The organism is Moorena sp. SIO3E8, assembly GCF_010692445.1.
Lineage (GTDB): Bacteria > Cyanobacteriota > Cyanobacteriia > Cyanobacteriales > Coleofasciculaceae > Moorena > Moorena bouillonii.
Map to the genome: position 1 here is coordinate 19,324 of NZ_JAAHHM010000066.1, position 20,405 is coordinate 39,728.

Below are 20,405 nucleotides of genomic sequence, written 5' to 3' on the forward strand. Positions count from 1 at the left end.
AAAGCCATGCTGCAATTGCTCCGGGCTGAATTCAAGCGTACTTGGACTGAGTTTATCCGCTATCCAGTTGAAGCATTTTCCTCCGTCGCCGTCACAACATTCATTTTTTATGGAATGTTTATCAGCGTTCGCTTTGTTGCTGGGCCCCAACTAAGTGTTGGCAATCGAATTGATACGATTGTCGTCGGTTACGTGCTTTGGGTTTTAGTCTTATCTGTTGTTAATGATATTGCCATTACTTTACAAATAGAAGCCCAAACTGGAACCCTAGAACAAGTTTTCCTTTCATCGTTCAGTGCTGCCAAAGTTTTTTTAGCTAGAACTGTCGTTAGTCTGGCCTTACGTCTTATCTTAAATGTCAGTCTATTGCTGCTGATCACTCTCGTAACTGGAACCCGTCTCAGCTTTCCTCCCAGTTTACTCTTACCTCTGTGTACCTTGTTACTAGGAGCCTACGGTCTTTCCTTCTTGATGGGTGCTTTGGCCTTAGTGTTCAAGCGTGTCGAGCAAGTATTAGGACTTTTCCAGTTTACGTTCTTGTTTTTGCTAGCCGTGCCTACAGAAACATGGCTGAGCCGATTCCAAGGGTTAAGACTATTGTTACCAATGACAATGGGTGCAGATGGACTGCGCCAACTGATGGTAAGCAATCAAAGTTTAGATATCTCGGAGTTTGCCCTTGCCTTACTCAATGGCATAGTCTATTTTTCCTTAGGGTTACTGGTTTTTCAATGGGCGGAACGCCAAGCTAAGCAACACGGAATATTAAGCGGATATTAATTATACCTCTTGCATAAGTCTGATCAACCTTGCTGAAGACAAGGCAAAAGGCATGCATGGCTATTGGCAAAAGGGATAGATTTTGATTTCATATTTATTTTTGTAAGAGGTCTATTCTCTACTCTAGCATTGACAAATGAATTTCAAAAAAGGATGACAGGTTTTTTCATTACCAAAACTCTCTATATAGTTGATTAACTATTGCCTATTGCCTCTTGCCTCTTGCCTTTACAAAGCACAAGTATTTTCACAACTCAAATATAAATGTTATCTCTACTTCCGATGGAATTGTTATGAAACACCAACCTTTTCTACACTGGATGCATCGCTGGTCTCGCCCTCTGATCGCAGGAATAGCCTCTTTGGGGGCTGTAGCAACTGCTTATCCCAAAATTATTCAATTAACACAAAATAATTCTACTTGTAGTCCCAGCGGTTGCAATCTACCTCCCACCAGTGCCGATGCTGCTATCTTGAGTTCACCCATCACCTTATTAGGCTTAATTGCTTGCATTAGTATGGTGGTTTTTGCGATCGCTCCCCTGCTTGTGAATTCAAAAGCACATAAACAGTTCCGCTCTCGCTTAGAAAAGTGGACAATCGTGTTACTAGCAGTTGGTGGGACATTAATGCTCATTGTCAGCAGTTACGTGTTATATACGACACTGTTTGAATTACACGAAAAGTGTAGCTTTTGTATTATGTCTACTTTATTGTCAGCGAGCTTGTTTATTCTGGCCTTGAGCGCTGGTGGTTGGCAGAAATTGAGACAACAACTGCTCACGGTAACTATGGTGGTGATACTGTTGCTCCTTGGGCTACTGGGTCTTTATACCCTGGGGAATATCAGTCGCTCTGCCACGGAAATCAACTATACTATAACCAGCTCTTCTAGTGAAGCACACATGGCTCTAGCAGAGCATTTGCAAAAACTAGAAGCGAAAATGTATGGTGCATTTTGGTGCGATCATTGCAATGAGCAAAAAGAAATGTTTGGTCAAGGTGCCTGGAGCCAAGTGAATTACATTGAGTGTGATGCTAAAGGTAAAAACTCTCGCCCAGACCTCTGCAAGGCCGCCAAGATTAAAGGTTTTCCCACTTGGGAGATTAACGGTCAGTTGTATTTAGGGAAACAATCATTGCAGACGTTAGCCGATTTATCTGACTACAAAGGTTCCCATAACTTTCAGAATTATTCTAGTCAAGCAGTGCCAGAAAAGGAGTGAATCATGGCTTTTCAGGCAAATCAGCCATTGGTAGATTTCAATTTTGGTAAAAATAGGTTAGCTAAATGGCTGCTAAGACTACTCCTTTTGTGCCTCGTATTTGGAGGAGGCTATGCAGCTTATCGCCAGCGGGTTGCCCTGCCAAATCAACAAGCAAAAACCCAAACGCAAACTGTATCTGTAGAAAAACTGAACCTAGCGGTCACAGTTTCTGCTAATGGCGTCATTGAGCCCGAACGTGCGATTAATCTTAGCCCTAAAACTACAGGATTGCTGAAAACTCTGTTAGTCAAGGAAGGCGATCGCGTACAAAAAGGGCAAATTCTTGCCTATATGGATGACTCCAATCTCACCGGGCAATTAACTCAGGCAGAAGGACAACTAGCTGAGAGACAAGCAAATCTGCAAAAGTTGCTAGCTGGCAATCGTCGAGAAGATATTGCCCAAGCTCAAGCACAACTGGCTGAGGCACAAGCAAATTTGCAAAAGTTGCTGGCTGGCAATCGTCGAGAAGATATTGCTCAGGGCTTGGCACGATTAGAAAAAGCACAAGCAAATCTGCAACAAGCTGAAGATGACCTCCAGCGCAAGCAGGAATTAGCAACGGCTGGTGCTATTTCTGTGGAAGATTTTAATCAAGTCCGGACGGCCCGTGATACAGCCGAAGCAGGGGTAAAAGAAGCCAAGCAAGCTTTGCTACTCCTAAAAGCAGGGGCACGGCCAGAAGACATTGCTCAAGCCCGGGCTAGAGTGATGCAAAGACAACAAAGTTTGAAACTAGCCAAAGCAGGGGCACGCCCAGAAGACATTGCCCAAGCCCGGGCTAGAGTGATGCAAGCCGAGGGGGCTGTGCAAAATGCCAAGGCGCAGATAGCAGATACGGTAATTCGCGCTCCTTTCACTGGCATTGTTGCTAGGAAGTATGCCGATCCAGGTGCCTTTGTCAGCCCGACTACCGCAGGTAGTTCTGTCTTATCCGCTACCTCTTCTTCAATTTTGTCCCTAGCTTCTAGTAACCAGGTAGTAACGGCATACGTAGCAGAAAGTAATATTTCCAAAATCCGCTTGGGACAAGACGTCACCATTACTGTTGATGCTTACTCAGGAAAAACGTTTACGGGACGGGTGGCACAAATTGCTGCCCAGGCAGTTGTAGAACAGAATGTTACCAGCTTTGAGGTCAAGGTGGCCATTCTCTCGGATTCAGAACAACTTCTGCGTTCTGGGATGAATGTCCATCTGGAGTTCAAAGTAGGTACACTCTTAAATGCTTTGGTGGTACCGACAGTGGCAATTGTCCGCCAGGAGAATGCTACAGGTGTGTTTGTAGCAGGAGAAAATAATCAAGCTATCTTCACTCCCATAGTGACTGGCGTTACTGCTAATCACAAAACAGAAGTCAAATCAGGTTTGCAGGGAACCGAAAGAGTGTTTATCAACTTTCCAGAAGGGTTCCGACCGCAATCTATTACCCCACCTCCTTTTCCCGGTTCACGTTCACGTTCACGTTAATTACAAGGTGTACAAAAATGGCTACACCAGTTCAGATTCGCTTTAGTACAGCATCCACTGTAGAAGTCTTAGTCATGGCGCTGGAGGCTTTGTGGAGCAACAGATTACGCACAGGGCTGACCATGCTGGGTGTCATTATTGGGATTGCCTCGGTAATTGCTATTACTTCCCTTGGTCAGGGAGTGCAAAAGGCAACCGAGCAGCAATTACAGGGTTTGGGTACAAATGTCATGCTGGTGTTCCCTGATACTCCCAGAAATAGTCGCATCAATCTGGCTAGTACTGGTAGGGGAACACGTTTAAATTGGGAGGATGCACAGGCAATTAAAGAACAGGTGACTACGGCTAGTGCGGTGTCTGCATTCTTGCAAAAGCCTAATGTCTCCGTAGTCTATGGTGGCAAGAATATATTAACTACTGTCATCGGTACGGATTTGAGTTACCCGGAGGTCAAGAACATCTATCCCCAGTCGGGGCAATTTTTTAATCAGGATGATTTGCTCTCTAGTAAATCAGTGGTTGTTCTGGGTTCTAAGTTACAGGAACAACTGTTTGAACCGGGGGCAAATCCAGTTGGTGCCAATATCCGCATTCAGGGAGAGCGTTACATCGTTATTGGTGTTATGGAATCTAAGGGTGCGGTAGGAAGAATAGACCAAGATAATCAACTATATATTCCCTTGACGAATATGTCGGCGCGACTTATTGGTAATAATGCCCTAGCCGGGATTGCCATCAATGGGTTGTGGTTGAAAGCCTCTGATGAGTCGAGTTTAAGTGCAGCTCAATTTCAAGTTACCAACCTCTTGCGCTTGCGCCATAATATTTATCCACCCCAAGCCGATAATTTTAGAATCATTAACCAAACAGACATGATCAATACCTTAAATAATGTGGTGGGTTTATTTACGGTGATGGTGGGAGCAGTTGCTGGAATTTCTTTAGTTGTTGGCGGCATTGGTATTGCCAATATTATGTTGGCTTCTGTTGTAGAACGAAGGCGAGAAATTGGCATTCGTAAAGCACTAGGAGCTACCAAATCAGCAATTCTAAAGCAATTTTTAGCAGAAGCTGTCGTGGTTTCTGGTGTGGGGGGAGTGATTGGCATGGGATTCGGAATAGCCTTGGCTTTCAGTGCAGCCACTATTTTCCAATTTCCGTTTGTGGTTTCTCTGTGGTCAGTCATTTCTAGTTTTGGGCTGTCTTGTATTGTGGGATTACTAGCTGGAGTAATACCTGCAAATAATGCCGCCAAATTAGACCCAATCGTTGCTTTACGGACTGATTAATAAGGATAAGTGTAGGAATTGTGAGAATTTTTGTTCCCTGGTAAGCATTCAGCATTCAGCCGTCAGCCGTCAGCTTTGTGGCACAGGCTTCAACGCTGTGACATAACTCAGATACGAAAGCTGACCTGTTTTATTCAAAAGCTGTTCGCGTAGCGTGTGCGTAGCACATAAGCTGATAGCTGATAGCTGATAGCTGAATGCTTACGTTCCCTACTCCCTACTCCCTACTCCCTACTCCCTACTCCCTACTCCCTACTCCCTACTCCCTGTTCCCTGTTCCCTGTTCCCTTTGCTAAAAAAATAGGATTAAAAACTATGATTTGGATGGAAGCGATTACTAAGATTTATGATATGGGGGAAGTCCAGGTATCAGTTCTCAAGGGCATTAACTTGTCAATTAAAGAAGGAGAATACATTGCCATTATGGGGGCTTCTGGTTCGGGAAAGTCCACATTAATGAACATTATTGGTTGTCTCGATCGCCCAACTACGGGACGCTATGTTCTTGAAGGCAGAAACCTCACAACCCTACATGATGACGAACTTGCCTATATCCGCAATCAGCGCATTGGTTTTGTGTTTCAGCAATTCAATCTCTTGCCTCGCTCTACAGCCCTTGAGAATGTTATGCTACCCATGGTCTACGCCAATGTACCTAAACCCAAACGACGCCAACGGGCAATGCAAGCCTTGAGTCGAGTGGGTTTGGGCAACCACCTTCACCACCGTCCTAGCCAACTTTCTGGGGGACAACAACAACGGGTTGCCATTGCCCGTGCTTTAGTCAATCGCCCCGCTTTGCTGTTGGCAGATGAACCAACCGGAGCCTTAGATACCAAAACCTCCCAGGAAGTCATGGATCTGCTTGGGGAATTAAACCAGCAAGGCATCACCATCGTGATTGTTACTCACGAACATGATGTAGCTGCCCAAACCCAACGACTTATTCAGATGCAGGATGGTTTGGTAGTAGATCGGGATGAGCAAATGTCTCTAAAATCTATCAGTCTTAATACTTAGAGCGGTTTTGAATTGGATGATGTGCAAAGTTCTGGGTTTTAGGGAGCAGGGAGTAGGGAGCAGGGAACAGGAAGCAAGGACGAAATTATCTGACCCAATTAAGACTTAGTATTAAGTATAATTTCTTTACCAAAAATATTGGGTTTAAAGCCCCGTCCTTCTATGACGGCTTTTTTTTTGGCTCTGACTTGACAGCTTTATATAAATTTGCTAGTATAAAAATGTATATTTTTCGTAGCGTAGGCTTGGCCTTTGGCCACGCCAAAGGCGAACGCCGAAGGAGGTCGAATTCGGTGATTATTTTAGAGTTTAAAGCCAAAGGCAAAGAGTCCCAGTATTCAGCGATAGACGAAGCGATCCGGGCAGTCAAATTTATTCGGAATAGCTGCATCCGTTTGTGGTTAGATAACAAGGGAACAGGGAAAAGCGACCTTAGTAGATATTCCAAAATCCTTGCTAAGGAGTTCCCTTTTGCTAATGAACTTAACTCTACTGCCCGTCAGGCTGCGTCTGAGAGGGCATGGTCATCGATCGTCCGATTCTACGATAACTGCAAGAAAAAAGTCCCAGGCAAAAAAGGTTTTCCTAAGTTTCAGAAACGTGCTCGTTCTGTCGAGTACAAGAAATCAGGGTGGAAATTATCCCCTGACAAAAAATCGATAACCTTCACGGATAAGAAAGGAATCGGAAAGCTCAAACTTAAAGGTACCTGGGACTTGTGGCGTTTTGACAAAAAACAAATCAACCGGGTTCGGATAGTTAAACGAGCTGACGGGTACTATGTTCAATTCTGCATTGCAGTTAACGCAAAAGAGGAGATAGACTCAACAGGTAAAACCATTGGCCTGGATGTAGGACTTAAGGAGTTTTATACAGATTCTGATGGTCATTCTGAACCTAACCCTAGGTTTTACAGGAAAAATGAAAAACGATTAAAGTTTTATCAACGCCGGGTCTCCCGGAAAAATAAAGGCTCATCCAACCGTAGAAAAGCGGTTAATAGATTAGGCAGGCAACACCTTAAAATAAGTAGGCAGCGTGAAGAACATGCAAAGAGACTTGCACGTTGCGTAATCCGATCTAACGATTTGGTCGCCTACGAAGATTTAAGAGTTAAAAACCTGGTAAAAAATCATTGCCTTGCTAAATCTATCAATGACGCTGGTTGGTATCAATTCAGGAAATGGTTGGAGCATTTTGGAGCTAAATTCGGTCGGATAACTGTTGCTGTTAATCCTGCCTACACTAGCCAAAACTGCTCTAATTGTGGTGAAGTCGTCAAAAAGTCCCTATCTACTAGAACTCATACCTGTAAATGTGGTTGTGAGCTAGACAGGGATCATAACGCCGCCATCAATATCCGAAATAGAGCCATAAGTACAACGGGGCACGTTGGAACTTGGGTTATAAACCCAAACGCTTCAGGAGATTTAGCCTCTACTCTTTCTGGTTCCGGCCTGATTGAGCAAGTTGAGTCGTTGAGTGAAGAATCCCCGCTCATAAGCGGGCGGGGAGTGTCAAGCAGGTATTACAACCAATAACCGCCAATCCCCCAGCGTCGGTTCCGAACAAATTAGTGTCTTTATTGGTCATGATAATTTGTTAGGGTTTGGTGATAGTCTCTCTGTTACTTACGGGATTACTGAAGGACTCAATCTATATGATATTAGCTATAGCATTCCCATCAATCGCCGGAATGGTGACGTTAGCTTCCGTTATGACAATACCGATAGCCGAATTATTGAAGATGACTTCCGCGATATCAAAATTAGAAGCGAAACCGAAACGTTTTCTGTGACTATTCGTCAACCGTTATACAGAAAACCCTCAACGGAATTTGCCCTTGGTTTAGCTCTAGATTTGCGTCGCAGTCAAACATTTATCCTTGATGATATTCCTTTTTCTTTCTCCGAAGGTCCCGAAAATGGTGAATCAAACGTTACAGTGATTCGCTTTTTCCAAGATTGGGTAGACCGTAATGCTACCAGAGTTTTCGCAGCGCGATCGCAATTTAATCTCGGCATAGATGCCTTTGATGCTACGGTGAATAATGAAGCTCCGGATGGGCGGTTTTTGTCTTGGTTAGGACAATTCCAATGGGTACAGCGTTTATCATCCCGAAATTTATTCTTACTACGTCTTAATACCCAACTAACATCAGATTCCTTATTATCTATTGAAAGGTTTAGTGTGGGGGGAGTCGATACAGTAAGAGGATATCGGCAAAATCAATTAGTAGCAGATAATGGGATCACAGCTTCAGCAGAAGTCCGTATTCCTCTGACAGCAAACACCAATACATTGCAAATCACGCCCTTTTTTGATATTGGCACGGCTTGGAATAATGGCGGTACAAATCCAGACCCACAAACCATAGCGAGTTTGGGGTTAGGATTAATTTCGCAGCCTAGTAACGCTTGGAATTTACGTTTAGATTATGGTATCCCCTTGATGAGTGTTGACGACTCTGGGAATACCCTGCAAGATAATGGTCTTTACTTTTCTTTGCAATATCAAGCATTTTAGCGCTGCATCGCTTTCTTATACCCCACACCCCACACCCCACACCCCATACCCAGTAAGGCTTTTAATGCTGTTTGTCACCTCGTCAGAAAATATACACTTTTCTGTATATCCTATTAAGTCCACCTCCGATACTATAGGTAAAGACAGTATCAGGAGGTAAAGAAGTGATGAATTAACTTATATTAAGTCTAGCCCTAGTGTCAGCCAACAATTTTTAATTTTTGTGTATTTAGCTAAGACAAATTACAGGAGAAGGTGATATGGTCAATGCCAGATCTGATGGGTTAATAATCAATCAAGATTTACCCAATACCAGTAACTTGAAAATTTTAGTAGTAGATGACCACCAACTCATTTTGAAAGGAACAGTCAACGAGCTAAGCCAACAGTATCCAGACGCAGAAATAGTCAAAGCACAAACCGCACAACAAGCTCAAGAGGAAATCGCTAATTCTCACTTTGACCTTTTGGTGATGGATTTGTCTATACCAGAAAAGCCAGGAATGAGTGCCGAAATTGATACTGGTATTTACTTACTTAAGAAGTTACTACAAAACTATCCCCAACAGAATTTCCTGGTGCAAAGCAGTCATGTCAAGACACTGGTACGAATAAAACATGAGATTGATAACTATGAAGGTGGCTTTGTAATTGCAGAAAAGGAACTTTCGGAATCGGAAATGTTACTCAGGGTTGACTTAGCACTAAAAGGAGCAACCCATACAAGAGATATTAAAACTGGATTGGAACTGAAACCAGAATGGTTAGACGTCCTGAAACTAGCTTCTGAGGAAGAATTGACAGATAAACAAATCTCTGAGCGCATGTATAAATGTGAACGGGCGGTGCGTACATATTGGACGAAAATCCAAGATGTTCTCGGTGTTTATCCCCAAGACTGCAAGCAAGAAGGTAAAAATATTCGGATTACAACCCTGAATAGAGCCAGAGAAGAAGGATTAATTGATTAGTTTTTTAAAAATTTAGGAATTTAAATGATTGTATTCGTGTAGTTTTAAACATTGATAGATAACCAGAAACACTATAGCAATTCTATATCCCATAAGGGACAAATTGATCCCCCTAAATCCCCCTTAACAAGGGGGACTTTGAGGTTAAAAACCGTACCTCATAACTGCGACAAACGCTATATTAAATAGTTGCCTATAGTTGCATTCTGGATTTTGTATTTTTCATTGTCAATTGTCATATGGTATGGAAAATTAGAAGAAAATTAAACACAGAAATTGCCATATGGCGACAAGCTGCCCTTCCAGGAATAGCAGTTATCATAATAGTGGTTATACTACGTTTAATAGGTTCACTGCAATTTTTCGAGTGGATAGCCCTTGATACTTTTTTACATCTTCGTCCTGGGGAACCAACAGATGATAAGGTTGTAGTTGTTGGTATTAACGAAGAAGACATCCGCAGTATTGGACGTTATCCGATACCAGATGGAGAAATCGCTGAACTGATCCAAACAATAGAAGAGTATCAGCCAATTGCTATTGGTCTTGATATTATTAGAGATATACCTATTGAGCCAGATCATGCCAAACTAACAAAAGTCTTTCAGCAAAACAAAACTATCATTGGGATTGAAAAAATATTACCACCCGAGCAAATTCCTCCACCTCCAGAATTACCCAAACAGCAAGTGGGGTTTTCTGATATGATAGCAGATCAAGATGGTCAATATAGACGTTATTTGCTTTGGACTCCATCACCTCAAAATCCCCTAAATCCCGATGAAGACAAATATTCCCTATCCCTGCGCGTCGCACAAGCATATTTATCTGCTCAAGGGATTAATATCGAAACGGGTATCAGTGACCCTAATACTATCAGGTTTGACACCACAGAAATTACTCGCTTTTTACCTAATTATGGGGGATATATCAGGGGTAATGATAGTGGATTAAAGATGTTAGTTAATTTTCGGAGTGGCAAACAGCCCTTTACTATTGTATCACTCAAAGATATTCAATCTGGCCAACTAGACCCGAAATTATTTCATAACCGGATTGTTTTTATTGGCATCACTGCTCAGAGTGTCCCTGACCGTTTTAATACTTCAGCAGTTGCTGGTTCCTATGCAAAAATTAACGGTCATATTTATGGTGTATAATTTCATGCTCATGTTAGTTCTCAGATAATTAATGGTGTTTTAAATAACAGACCTTTTTTAAACGTTTGGTCTGATAAATGGGAATATTTGTGGATAATCATCTGGGGTGTTATTCCCATGATTATCGCTCGAATCACTCAATCTCTATGGAAAAATATATTAGCTGTTGGTGCTAGTAGTTTTGCTTTAATTGGAATCACATATTTACTAATTGTATGGGGATGGTGGGTTTCTTTAGTACCAGGTTTGTTAATTTTAGTAATTAATGGTTTGGGACTAAGTGCGTTTGCATTTTATCAACATGACCAGGCTTTAAAGTCTCAAATTAAGGAACGTCAACGTACAATAAAACATACATTTGATCTTATTCATGCTGGTCCTCTACAAACATTAGCCCATGTGTTGAAGCATCTGCGAAGTCAAGATGCACCACAAGAAGAATTACTATTGCAATTAGAGAAACTCAATCATGAAATCAGAGAAATTGGCGAGTATCTGAATCTAGAAGCACTAACTACAAAAGAAAGTCTAAGATTAGGAAGTGGTTTAAAGTTAGAGTTAAAACGTTCTATTCATGAGCTTTTTTATCAAGTATATACCAGTACATTGGAACGTGATGACTTGGAGTATTTAAAAACTATAAAGGTAAAAATCCGTGCATTTGATCCCATTGATTAAAAATACTTGAACCTTGAACAAAGACAAGAACTATGCCTATTTCTCGAAGAAGCTTTGTGCAATGTTGGAAAACACGCTAAAGGAGTAAAACGTGTCGAAGCTACTGGTAAAGAGAATCAAGGGTGGTACACTTTGAGCATAAAAGATAATGGTTCTGGTATTTCCTCATTAACTGAAAGCAAAGGGACACAGTTACTCAAAAATGTTGCGAAAAGTTTGGGAGGTGATTTTAGACGTGATTCTCTTTTTCCTAAAGGAACGTTATGTGAACTAACGTGGCAATTAACAGATTATAAAAGTCGTTGTAAACAATAAAATATTACAATCTCCGAATAGTATGACTACTCAAGGTTTAGGATTCCTTAACAAACCTATTAATTACAGACTAGTAACTAGCTGTACCCTCAGTTTGTTACTATTGTTTGTGCCATCTGCTATAGCTGAATATAGACCACCTGATCGAGAACCTGCTAGTGACTCTTCCGACACTACTGCTCGTTTTACACCACGTGATCGAGAACCTGCTAGTGACTCTTCCGACACTACTGCTCGTTTTACACCACGTGATCGAAAACCTACTAGTGACTATTCCCGAACTGGAGGTCCTAGGGGATGTCCAGGTGAAGCAATACCCCTGACACTCCTGGCACCTCAGACTTATGTTGGTCAAACCGCTTCAGTGCATCCCACTTTTGCTGGCTTTGTTTCCAGTTCTCATGAAATAGAGTTTAGACTGTTTGAGTTTGAGTCGAATAATACACTTAAACAATTGGGTAGTCCCATTAAAAAGCAAACTCAACCAGGAGTTTTTCAGCTGTCTTTACCAGAGAATCACCCAGGATTAACGGTAGGTAAAAAATATTTGTGGCAGATCGCAATTCGTTGTCCAGATGGTGCTATAGTCGAAAGGGCAGAATTCAGAGTTGTAGAGTTGCCAACACGGATAAAAAGTAGGCTATCTACTACAGTTAATAGTTACAATAAAGTAGATATCTATGCTGGGGCTGATTTTTGGTATGAAGCATTTACAGAAGCGCTAAAGTTGGCGCAACCTGGAAAAATGGGAAAGCTTGGTTCCAGTTTAGTGGAAGACCTCACTAAGTCTGAGTTAGAAGAAGATGCGGATAAAATTAGGTGGTTGGAGGAAATTGTAAATAGGGATAAGTGATATCTAGGTTTTATAACCAATTGCCAATCATAATAAACGGTGCCCAAAAATAAGGATTATCATATTGGTTATTTATTTCTGGGATTTCTTTTGCCTTAAGTAATTTTATCTGAGCAGCTTGTAACGCTTTCGCTTTACTCATTCCCAATTGATGTATATTTCTATAAAAGTCTTTCACTAACAAAGATGTAGATTCATCTCCCACAGACCAAAGGGAAGCCATTGCACTTCTGACCCCAACTTGCAAAGCTACTCCAGCTAAACCCAAACTAGAACGTTCATCACCTACCGCTGTTTGACAAGCCGTTAGTGCTAAAAGCTCAACAGAGGCAGAACCGCCACTGACTTGGCGTAAAACTGTTTCTAATTCATTGATGGTGAGTTTATTATTATTTCCTGTAACTAAAAATGTATCTTCGGAAATTATTCCAAATTGAGCATGAGTTGCTATATGAATAACTGGGTAAACTGTATCTTGAATTTCCTTTTCTAGTTTCTTCGGTTCAAAGTCTTCATCTATAAACTGTTTATGATTAGGAAAGATTTTTTGAACTTCTTTGATTTCTAAGGGTACACTTGGCAAAGCTCGGAATGGGAGCTCGTCAATTATTGCTTCTTTACTGACCCCCAAAATTAACGCACGACCTGTTTGAGTATTTAGTTTTTTGGGTGCAGTTAAACTTAAACTAGGGGTGGTAGCGATCGCATAGTTTTCAATTAAGTATTTTTGAGCTTTTTTATCATAAAGGGCAGCCATTGGTATGTCACGCAAAAAGCTGTCTTGAATGAAAACAATAGTTTCGATAGATTGCGACGTTAAATAATCTTCAAAAGGCAGAATCATCAAATCATATAACGTTTTAGCTTCAGTAGTATCATAAGTGATTGACAATTGACCGTCTATTAATCCTTGGCGGAATTTTTCAATCTGATTTCTAAAATCTTTCCGTGATGCTTTGATCCAGTGTAAGTGTTTTTCCTTATTTGGCAGAGTCAAAATCATTGCCGTACCATCGTCTAAAACAATGGAACTAAACACGGCTGTGTTTTTTTCTAAAAGTTCATCAACTTGAGTCTTATTAATAGCTGCCAAAATACAATCATTGCCAAAATAATTTTGTAGCTCTGCTAGCTTTAAAGAATTAACCGTTTCTAAGGCCAAATTTAATTCTTTATTTCGATTTTCTTCATCCAGAGAAGCTAACTCAATTCGGAACTGGGCTAACTGACGATAAACAGGCTCAATTACATCCCGGAAGTCAAATTGTAAATCCCGTTCTGCAATTAAAATATCACTGCGAATTTTATCTAGGGTATTATAGGCACGTTGATAGAAAGGAATCGCCTGTGCCTCTTTGTTCTGCTTTTGTAATATCCTACCTGCTTGCCATTCCCATAAATAAAGGCTATCTTTAGCTTGCAAATTTTGGTCAGCTAATAACAGTGCTTTCTGAGTTAATGTCCAAGCTTGTTGATAGGCTTTACGACATTCATAAAAATGACCTAGGGCACCTAACGCATAAGATTCAGCACGTGTTGCTTGCAATCTTTGGGCAATTTCGATAGCCTGATTTAGTATTGTTGTTGCTTGTGCATCTGCTAATTTTCCCTTGACTGAACACTGGGTTAAGGGCGAAGTAATATTACTATCACCATCAGGTAAATTAGCTAAATCTATAGCTGCATATACCTTTGTAACAGAATCCGGTAAATGATCGAGTAATTCTAGAGCTTGTTGAATATCTACATTAATCGTTGCTGCATCAACTAAATTTAAGTCTTGAGTGCGTTCATAAAGCTGAAGTAAATTCAGTAGACTTCGCATTTGATCCGATTTATAATCTTGTTCTTGAGATTGTTTAAAACTCGATTGAAAATAGCTCAAAGCCTTCTGATAATCTTCCCTGGCATTAGTTTGAAATTCCTTGCCTTTAGGAATACCACGTTTTGCAGCAGATTTGGCACGTAAATTCCAAAGTTGGGCACGACTTGCATGAGTGTTACCTAAACTATTTAATACCAAAACAATATAGGCTGGATTATTATAAATTTTTGCCTCTTCTAAGGCACTTTCTAAATAGTCGATTGCTTCGTTGTAATCACCCCGGAGACGATAAGCTTCACCTAAACTTCCTAATGCTGCCACTTCCCCCAGTTTATCTTGTTGCTCACGAGCAATTTGTAATGCACTTCCTGGCAAACACTCTAGCTTTCCTTGGGATTTGTCGTAATTAGCACCGCATAACAGCGCAATTGCTTTCCCTGGTTGTCCTAGATTACTATAGGCTTGCCCTTGTTCCGTAAGCACTTGCCCTACTTTTTGTAAATTGCCAATAGTCTGATAGTAATAAATTACCTTCTCCCAATAGCCAATTGCTTCCTGAGTATCCCCCAACTGCTGATACGCTCTTGCTAAATTTTCATTAATAATTGCAATAGTTGCCGCTTCATTACTTTGTTCATATACCTTTAACGCTTCTTTCCATAAAGAAATTGCACCACGATAATCTCCCCTAGCATAGCGTTCAATACCTTGATTTACCTGTTGAGTTGTATTGGTATCTTGAGCGTTGACTAATTCTCCTATCGTTGCTTGCTCTGTTATTAAAGATAGATTACCCAGCCATAAACATAATGTCAGGCTGATGAGGAACAATACTCCCAGCCAACGACGCATATTTGGTTTACTAAATCTATCAAACACAGGCTGACTCCGGCTTTAGCTGTGTAATATAGCGCTACGCGCAAGGCAACAGGCAAGAGGCAAAAGGCAAAAGTTGATTAAAACAGTTTAGGTGCGCTTTCCGCATCTAATTATTAAATTCGCCACGGGTCGCACCTTTTGCTGCTTGTATCAATGTCAAACACCTTAATGCGTAGTACTATATCACTTAAGTGCTTGTTCTTAACACTATCAAAATTTGGTAATCAAGCAAACTAGGGCATGTCATCAGTTAAGCCAAACCACAGCAGCAGCCAAGTATAGCGCTACGCGCAAGTCAGAAGTTAGAAGTCAGAAGTCAAAGGTGCGCTTTCCGTAGGCGAATTAAATTCGCCACGGGTCGCACCTAAAAGTAAGCTATGACTAAGTTTCGAATCGGGATAATTACCCTTAATAAAAATCTCTCCCATCTCCCCACACTTCCCACCCTTACCCTACTCCCTACTCCCTACTCCCTACTCCCTACTCCCTACTCCCTACTCCCTACTCCCTACTCCCTACTCCCTACTCCCTACTCCCTTATGTTGCTGAACTTCCCATTTTCAACCAGCCAAAAATTTCCTCTGCTGTCAACTGAAGCTCGATACCATCTAACACCACTAGAGAGTCACTTCCCTGACACAATTCCGGTTGTTGGTTAGGTAGAAAAACCAAGACCGAGCGGTCGTAAGGGTCAATTAGCCATCCTAGTTGAGAACCATGTCTTAGACAATGTAAAATGTTACCTGTAACTCGGTTTGAACTCTGGCCTGGAGAGATAATTTCAATAGTCCAGTCTGGAGCAATAAACACATCATCTACAGGCTCTCCTTCATCATCAAATTCAATCTGGTTCCAGCGAAGAACTGCTATATCGGAAACAATTGACCGTCCGCCAAAAGTACATCGTAGCTCTGGGAAAGCGTAGGCAATTTGCCCTTCCTCAACAACAGTATTAATTGTACTCGTCAACTTGCTATGAAGTCTGGAGTGGCGAGTTTTAGGCATTGGTTTCTGGCTAATTTCACCGTTAATATATTCCCTAGGGGGTTTAGTCTCTGGAAGTTCCAGAAACTCTTCGAGAGTCAAAGGTAAGGAAGCTATCTTTACCATTAGCAGCTGGTTCCAGAAACAGATGTCACCATACTATAGCAATTCTTAATCGGGTTGGTTTTATAGCAATTATCTTTCCTCATGAGGTACAAATTTATGGGTTTTAGGGAACAGGGAACAGGGAACAGGGAACAGGGATAAGGAAGCAATAAACAGTAAGCAGTAAGCAGGGAATAGGTAATAAGGAAACCAAATTTTTGTACCTCATAGCTATCATAAACTATATATCATGTCGGGATAATTGCCCTTAATAAGAATCTCCCCCATCTCCCCATCTCCCCATCTCCCCATCTCCCCATCTCCCCATCTCTCCATCTCCCCATCTCCCCATCTCCCCATCTCCCCATCTCCCCACACTTCCCACCCTCCCCACACTTCCCACCCTTAACCTATTCCCCACAACTGCCACAAAGTCATATAATTGCCTAGGCGAAAGGCAAATGCCATACGTCCTCCACCGAATAAAATCGCGGGTTTCCAAACTACCGGAATTATTTCATGACCAATAAAAAGTATCGAATACTAGCTATTACTGACCATCATACCCATGGGGGAATAAGTTCAATCTATCCCCTACTCAGAACTATGGCTAAACATCCTGTTTGTGACTCTATTAAAGTGGCAAGCAGGGGAAACCCCAAAAATAAGGAATTTTTCTATGACTATACTTCCACTGAGTTAATGAGTTTGCTGGTTGACGATAACTTTGTTCCTCAAGAAAGCGGGGAACAATTCTTAAATGCCAGCATCAAAACAGACTTTAAAGATCATGATTTGATTTTTCTGAGGATAGACCGACCAATACCCGATGAGTTTTTTGAATTCATTACCAGTCATGTACCCGAAGATAAGATCATTAATCGTCCATCAGGAATCCAAAAAACAGATACAAAGGGTTCTCTTCTGAACTTTCCTGAACTGTGTCCGCCGATGAAACTTTGCAGTACTTTGGAGGAAATTTTAGAATTTTACCAAGAGTTTCCCATCGTCTTAAAACCTCTGCGCAGCTATGGAGGTAAAGGTATTATCAGGATAGTTGATGACCAGGCTTGGGAAGGGAATAAGCAATACTCCCTTGATGACTACAAGTCAGTCATTGAAGAAAGCTTAAGAGATAGTGGTGACTATTTAGCCATGAAGTACTTAAAAAATTACAGCAAAGGTGATAAAAGAGTGCTAGTGGTGAATGGTAAAGTTACAGGAGGTTTTCTCAGGATTCCTAAAGAAGACTCTTGGATCTGCAATATGTCAGCAGGGGGTTCGACAACTGTTGGCGAACCAGATGAAGATGAAATCAGAATTGCCGAAACGATTATTCCTAGTTTCTTGGAGCAAGGCATAGTCATTTTTGGCTTCGATACATTAGTGGATGACGATGGCAAGCGAGTGTTATCTGAGATTAACACATTAAATGTTACTGGTTTAGAAGAAGCCCAAACCCACTCAGGTAAACCAGTGGTTCAAGAGTCATCTGATTTAATGTGGTCTTATATTTGTGAACATATTGGATAACTATAACATTTGTATCTGGGTTGTAAACACACGAATTGCCGAAAAAGGCAAAAGGCAAGAGGCAAAAGGCAAGAGCAACCCACCCCTAACCCCTCCCAGGAGGGGAAAGAGATCCTCAGTTGTATTGTCCAAGAAAAAAAAGACCTCCTAGGTTTACATCTCAAATACAAACGCTATATCCATAGGAGCGCAGGAAATGCGGTAGTGGAAGACAAGTAGTGATTTTAGCTCCCGTTACCTTGACAAGACTGTAGCCAAATCACTACATCTTTACCACTACCGCCACAGGTTTTATTTAAGATATAATTTAAATATGACTATGTAAAAAAAATCATTATGGCTACTATTATTTCTCCATCAAAACTCAGCCTTAGTGACGTAGAAGATAAATTTAAGCTCCAAGAAGTAATGGAGCCAGAGTTTTTCCCAGAGTGCGTGGAAAACCTACCCCAACTAATTGAAATAGAAAGGCAAATGCTCGATAGAGCCAAAGCTAATTACAAGTACTTGTCTAAAGATTTGGTACTAGAAGACCTAGTTAAAATGGTTGTTGTTTCTCCTTTATTGGATTTGGCAGGATTTTACCAACCGCCTTTTAAAGTTAAAGCAGAGTATGAAGTGTCTTTACCCATTGAAGATAAAGATGAGGACACAATTGTCAAAGGACGTATTGATATTTTGGTGGCGATGCAGCGCGGTCTTGGGGGTCTCCCCCATGAGCGACTGCATCAAGACGCTAGCAAACCAATTTGGATAGCCGTTATTGAGTCCAAACGTTCTGCTGTTTCCTTACAACCAGCAATTCCTCAAGCACTAGTTTACATGCTCAAGAGTCCCCAAACAGAGCAACCAACATTTGGTCTTGTTACTAATGGTGCCAGCTTTATCTTTATCAAGTTAGTTAAAGGCGAAACTCTACGCTATGCTTTATCAAAAGCCTTTGATATCTGGAATCCTGGCAATTATTTATATGATGTTTTGGGTATTTTGAAGCGTATTGCTGCTGTGACGGCTAAGTCTTAGAGGAGACACAAGTAAGCTATCAGCTATCAGCTATCAGCTCTCAGCTAATGTGCTACGCGCACGCTGCGCGAACAGCTTTTGACTAAGCGATGCAGCGCGGTCTTGGGGGTTCCCCCGGAGACGAAACCTTAGATAGTGGAGCCTTTATAGTTAGCAGGTTATGCAGAAAAGGGTTAAATATTTGTTAATAAGGCTCCACTATCTTACGGTAACTTCAAACCATGAGCGACTGCCGTGGTTTCCCCCATGAGCGACTGCATCAAGACAAGAGGTAAGCATTCGTTTAGTTTTGATGGAATATAAAGCCTAAACCATGACAAAATCGTCTTTATAGAAGATGGAGAAATGACCCGCCGGGAGCAGGAACAGGTGATGGAAGAGGTAGTTATCCCGGTGTTGCAACAAGAAATTGAGCAAGGAAATGACCTGATCAATCGAGCGCTTTACGTAACTAAGGACAAAATGCTTAGATGGGTAGACTTACCCTAAACCTGAAGTTTTGAAGGCTAAGGACTTTGGTAGTAGTACCCAAGAGTGATTTTAGTTACCGTTACCTTGACGCTTACCATAGCCAAATCACTACATCTTTACCACTACCCGGATTTGTTATAAGATAATTTATAAGATAATTAATACTTATACTATATCTAAATTTATAAATCCAAACTATGTCAACAAAAACTGGTGCTGAAGACTATTATGATAAATTTGCTGCCAAGTATGACGAGGTGTTAAAGGCACCCAGTTCTAATGTACAGTATGTCAATGAAGCGGTTAAAATATTCCATCGACATAATCACCATCAAGGCAGTGTTTTAGATATTGCTTGTGGGACAGGGATCCTAAGTGACTTGTTGCAAGGAGAGTTTGAGTATACAGGGATTGATATTTCCAGTAAAATGCTGGATTATGCGGCCAAAAGGGGTTATAAAACCATCCACAAGCCCATTGAAACAGCCCTAGCTAAAATTGAGAGCAAGTCCTACGATTTTGTTTTTTGTTTAAGTTCGTTACTGTTTGTGGAAGACGTGGCAACAGCTATTACGCAGATGAATCGAATTGCTCGCCAAACAATTATTTTTAGCCTTGATGAAACAACCGAAGAATATATTCACAAGGTGCCTATTCCAGTTTATGACCACTCTAAAATTGCCATCGACAATGCCATCGAAGATTATTTTATTGTAGGTTGGACTTCTCCCAGCCAAGGAATTACAATCCGAACTCGGATGATTTATATTGAAGCAAATAAATAGAATTTTTAATAGCAAAGGGAATCGGGAATCGGGAATCGGGAATCGGGAATCGGGAATCGGGAATCGGGAATCGGGAATCGGGAATCGGGAATCGGGAATCGGGAATCGGGAATCGGGAAACAAGATTGTTTCTATCATTCCAGATAGCGTCACTTAGACCGGGAACAAAAACTCTACCGGTTGTGGGGGAGATGATGCGTTCGCAAAGCGGTTCCGAAGGAACATCGCGAAGCGGTTCCGAAGGAACATCGCGAAGCGGTTCCCCTGAATCAAAATCGGGTGCATCTTCTAAAAGTTGTTTGACCCAGCAGTGGTGCGTTACGGGGCAGCAACCTAACTCTGGCTACGGAGCGAAACATGAAGGCCCCCCTAACGCACCCTACACAACTCCCGACTCCCGACTCCCGACTCCTGACTCCCGACTCCCGACTCCCGACTCCCGACTCCCGACTCCCGACTCCCGACTCCCG

At 41.6% G+C, this 20,405-nt stretch carries 20 protein-coding genes and 1 pseudogene; 18 read left to right on the forward strand and 3 right to left on the reverse strand.

Annotation, left to right across the window (positions count from 1 at the left end; all coding sequences use genetic code 11):
• Positions 1-6 precede the first annotated feature (6 nt).
• The 12 genes from F6K46_RS23895 (at position 7) to F6K46_RS23950 (ending at position 12,330) form a co-directional block, all read left to right on the forward strand.
• Positions 7-780 carry an ABC transporter gene (locus F6K46_RS23895; RefSeq protein ID WP_070391263.1) on the forward strand — a complete coding sequence of 258 codons (774 nt, stop codon included), beginning with the start codon at positions 7-9 and terminating at the stop codon, positions 778-780.
• Between the two features lie 293 nt (positions 781-1,073).
• The gene (locus tag F6K46_RS23900; protein WP_293117421.1) at positions 1,074-2,006 is read left to right on the forward strand and encodes a vitamin K epoxide reductase family protein; all 933 of its coding nucleotides are present in this window, start codon (positions 1,074-1,076) and stop codon (positions 2,004-2,006) included.
• A gap of 3 nt (positions 2,007-2,009) precedes the next feature.
• A complete protein-coding gene (locus F6K46_RS23905; protein ID WP_293062074.1) occupies positions 2,010-3,518 on the forward strand; it encodes a biotin/lipoyl-binding protein in 1,509 nt (502 codons plus the stop codon).
• A 17-nt stretch (positions 3,519-3,535) separates the two neighbouring features.
• Positions 3,536-4,807, forward strand: coding sequence for an ABC transporter permease (locus F6K46_RS23910; RefSeq protein WP_293062076.1), 1,272 nt, complete (start codon positions 3,536-3,538; stop codon positions 4,805-4,807).
• Between the two features lie 315 nt (positions 4,808-5,122).
• The gene (locus F6K46_RS23915; protein WP_293062078.1) at positions 5,123-5,827 is read left to right on the forward strand and encodes an ABC transporter ATP-binding protein; all 705 of its coding nucleotides are present in this window, start codon (positions 5,123-5,125) and stop codon (positions 5,825-5,827) included.
• A 293-nt stretch (positions 5,828-6,120) separates the two neighbouring features.
• Positions 6,121-7,368: a transposase gene (locus F6K46_RS23920; RefSeq protein WP_293062107.1), complete on the forward strand. Its 1,248-nt coding sequence runs from the start codon at positions 6,121-6,123 to the stop codon at positions 7,366-7,368.
• A gap of 31 nt (positions 7,369-7,399) precedes the next feature.
• Positions 7,400-8,353 carry a ShlB/FhaC/HecB family hemolysin secretion/activation protein gene (locus tag F6K46_RS23925; RefSeq protein WP_293062110.1) on the forward strand — a complete coding sequence of 318 codons (954 nt, stop codon included), beginning with the start codon at positions 7,400-7,402 and terminating at the stop codon, positions 8,351-8,353.
• Between the two features lie 260 nt (positions 8,354-8,613).
• Positions 8,614-9,324 carry a response regulator transcription factor gene (locus F6K46_RS23930; RefSeq protein ID WP_293062080.1) on the forward strand — a complete coding sequence of 237 codons (711 nt, stop codon included), beginning with the start codon at positions 8,614-8,616 and terminating at the stop codon, positions 9,322-9,324.
• Between the two features lie 239 nt (positions 9,325-9,563).
• The gene (locus tag F6K46_RS23935) at positions 9,564-10,484 is read left to right on the forward strand and encodes a CHASE2 domain-containing protein (RefSeq protein ID WP_293062082.1); all 921 of its coding nucleotides are present in this window, start codon (positions 9,564-9,566) and stop codon (positions 10,482-10,484) included.
• Between the two features lie 117 nt (positions 10,485-10,601).
• Positions 10,602-11,162: a hypothetical protein gene (locus F6K46_RS23940; RefSeq protein ID WP_293062084.1), complete on the forward strand. Its 561-nt coding sequence runs from the start codon at positions 10,602-10,604 to the stop codon at positions 11,160-11,162.
• A gap of 6 nt (positions 11,163-11,168) precedes the next feature.
• The gene (locus tag F6K46_RS23945) at positions 11,169-11,477 is read left to right on the forward strand and encodes a hypothetical protein (RefSeq protein WP_293062086.1); all 309 of its coding nucleotides are present in this window, start codon (positions 11,169-11,171) and stop codon (positions 11,475-11,477) included.
• A gap of 22 nt (positions 11,478-11,499) precedes the next feature.
• Positions 11,500-12,330, forward strand: a complete 831-nt coding sequence (locus tag F6K46_RS23950) for a DUF928 domain-containing protein (RefSeq protein ID WP_293062089.1) — start codon at positions 11,500-11,502, stop codon at positions 12,328-12,330.
• 10 nt (positions 12,331-12,340) lie between these two features.
• Here the strand turns inward: F6K46_RS23950 and F6K46_RS23955 are convergent, their stop codons facing one another.
• From F6K46_RS23955 to F6K46_RS23965, 3 genes are all read right to left on the reverse strand, one after another.
• A complete protein-coding gene (locus F6K46_RS23955; protein WP_293062091.1) occupies positions 12,341-15,034 on the reverse strand; it encodes a CHAT domain-containing protein in 2,694 nt (897 codons plus the stop codon).
• Between the two features lie 537 nt (positions 15,035-15,571).
• A complete protein-coding gene (locus tag F6K46_RS23960; RefSeq protein WP_293062093.1) occupies positions 15,572-16,144 on the reverse strand; it encodes a Uma2 family endonuclease in 573 nt (190 codons plus the stop codon).
• Positions 16,145-16,391: 247 nt separating this feature from the next.
• Complete coding sequence (locus tag F6K46_RS23965) at positions 16,392-16,517, reverse strand: hypothetical protein (RefSeq protein WP_293062095.1); 126 nt, start codon at positions 16,515-16,517, stop codon at positions 16,392-16,394.
• Between the two features lie 125 nt (positions 16,518-16,642).
• On the opposite strand from F6K46_RS23965, the gene F6K46_RS23970 reads away from it, so the two are divergent.
• From F6K46_RS23970 to F6K46_RS23995, 6 genes and pseudogenes are all read left to right on the forward strand, one after another.
• Positions 16,643-17,656 (forward strand): hypothetical protein, encoded by a 1,014-nt coding sequence (locus tag F6K46_RS23970; protein ID WP_293062097.1) that lies wholly within the window; start codon positions 16,643-16,645, stop codon positions 17,654-17,656.
• 336 nt (positions 17,657-17,992) lie between these two features.
• Entirely contained in the window at positions 17,993-18,679 is a 687-nt protein-coding gene (locus F6K46_RS23975) for a restriction endonuclease subunit R (RefSeq protein ID WP_293062099.1), read from the forward strand.
• A gap of 345 nt (positions 18,680-19,024) precedes the next feature.
• Positions 19,025-19,168 (forward strand): hypothetical protein, encoded by a 144-nt coding sequence (locus tag F6K46_RS23980; RefSeq protein WP_366510760.1) that lies wholly within the window; start codon positions 19,025-19,027, stop codon positions 19,166-19,168.
• Between the two features lie 179 nt (positions 19,169-19,347).
• On the forward strand, positions 19,348-19,935 hold the full coding sequence (locus F6K46_RS23985) for a class I SAM-dependent methyltransferase (RefSeq protein ID WP_293062101.1): 588 nt from the start codon (positions 19,348-19,350) through the stop codon (positions 19,933-19,935).
• Positions 19,919-20,092, forward strand: coding sequence for a hypothetical protein (locus F6K46_RS23990; RefSeq protein ID WP_293062103.1), 174 nt, complete (start codon positions 19,919-19,921; stop codon positions 20,090-20,092). Before F6K46_RS23985 ends, F6K46_RS23990 begins: the two co-directional genes overlap by 17 nt.
• 34 nt (positions 20,093-20,126) lie before the next feature.
• Positions 20,127-20,405, forward strand: a pseudogene (locus F6K46_RS23995) (hypothetical protein); the annotation flags it as partial.

Coding starts and splice junctions, on each gene's coding strand:
- F6K46_RS23895 (WP_070391263.1), top strand. CDS start 7: ATGCTGCAATTGCTCCGGGCTGAATTCAAGCGTACTTGGACTGAGTTT.
- F6K46_RS23900 (WP_293117421.1), top strand. CDS start 1,074: ATGAAACACCAACCTTTTCTACACTGGATGCATCGCTGGTCTCGCCCT.
- F6K46_RS23905 (WP_293062074.1), top strand. CDS start 2,010: ATGGCTTTTCAGGCAAATCAGCCATTGGTAGATTTCAATTTTGGTAAA.
- F6K46_RS23910 (WP_293062076.1), top strand. CDS start 3,536: ATGGCTACACCAGTTCAGATTCGCTTTAGTACAGCATCCACTGTAGAA.
- F6K46_RS23915 (WP_293062078.1), top strand. CDS start 5,123: ATGATTTGGATGGAAGCGATTACTAAGATTTATGATATGGGGGAAGTC.
- F6K46_RS23930 (WP_293062080.1), top strand. CDS start 8,614: ATGGTCAATGCCAGATCTGATGGGTTAATAATCAATCAAGATTTACCC.
- F6K46_RS23935 (WP_293062082.1), top strand. CDS start 9,564: ATGGTATGGAAAATTAGAAGAAAATTAAACACAGAAATTGCCATATGG.
- F6K46_RS23940 (WP_293062084.1), top strand. CDS start 10,602: ATGATTATCGCTCGAATCACTCAATCTCTATGGAAAAATATATTAGCT.
- F6K46_RS23950 (WP_293062089.1), top strand. CDS start 11,500: ATGACTACTCAAGGTTTAGGATTCCTTAACAAACCTATTAATTACAGA.
- F6K46_RS23960 (WP_293062093.1), bottom strand. CDS start 16,144: ATGGTAAAGATAGCTTCCTTACCTTTGACTCTCGAAGAGTTTCTGGAA.
- F6K46_RS23970 (WP_293062097.1), top strand. CDS start 16,643: ATGACCAATAAAAAGTATCGAATACTAGCTATTACTGACCATCATACC.
- F6K46_RS23975 (WP_293062099.1), top strand. CDS start 17,993: ATGGCTACTATTATTTCTCCATCAAAACTCAGCCTTAGTGACGTAGAA.
- F6K46_RS23980 (WP_366510760.1), top strand. CDS start 19,025: ATGACCCGCCGGGAGCAGGAACAGGTGATGGAAGAGGTAGTTATCCCG.
- F6K46_RS23985 (WP_293062101.1), top strand. CDS start 19,348: ATGTCAACAAAAACTGGTGCTGAAGACTATTATGATAAATTTGCTGCC.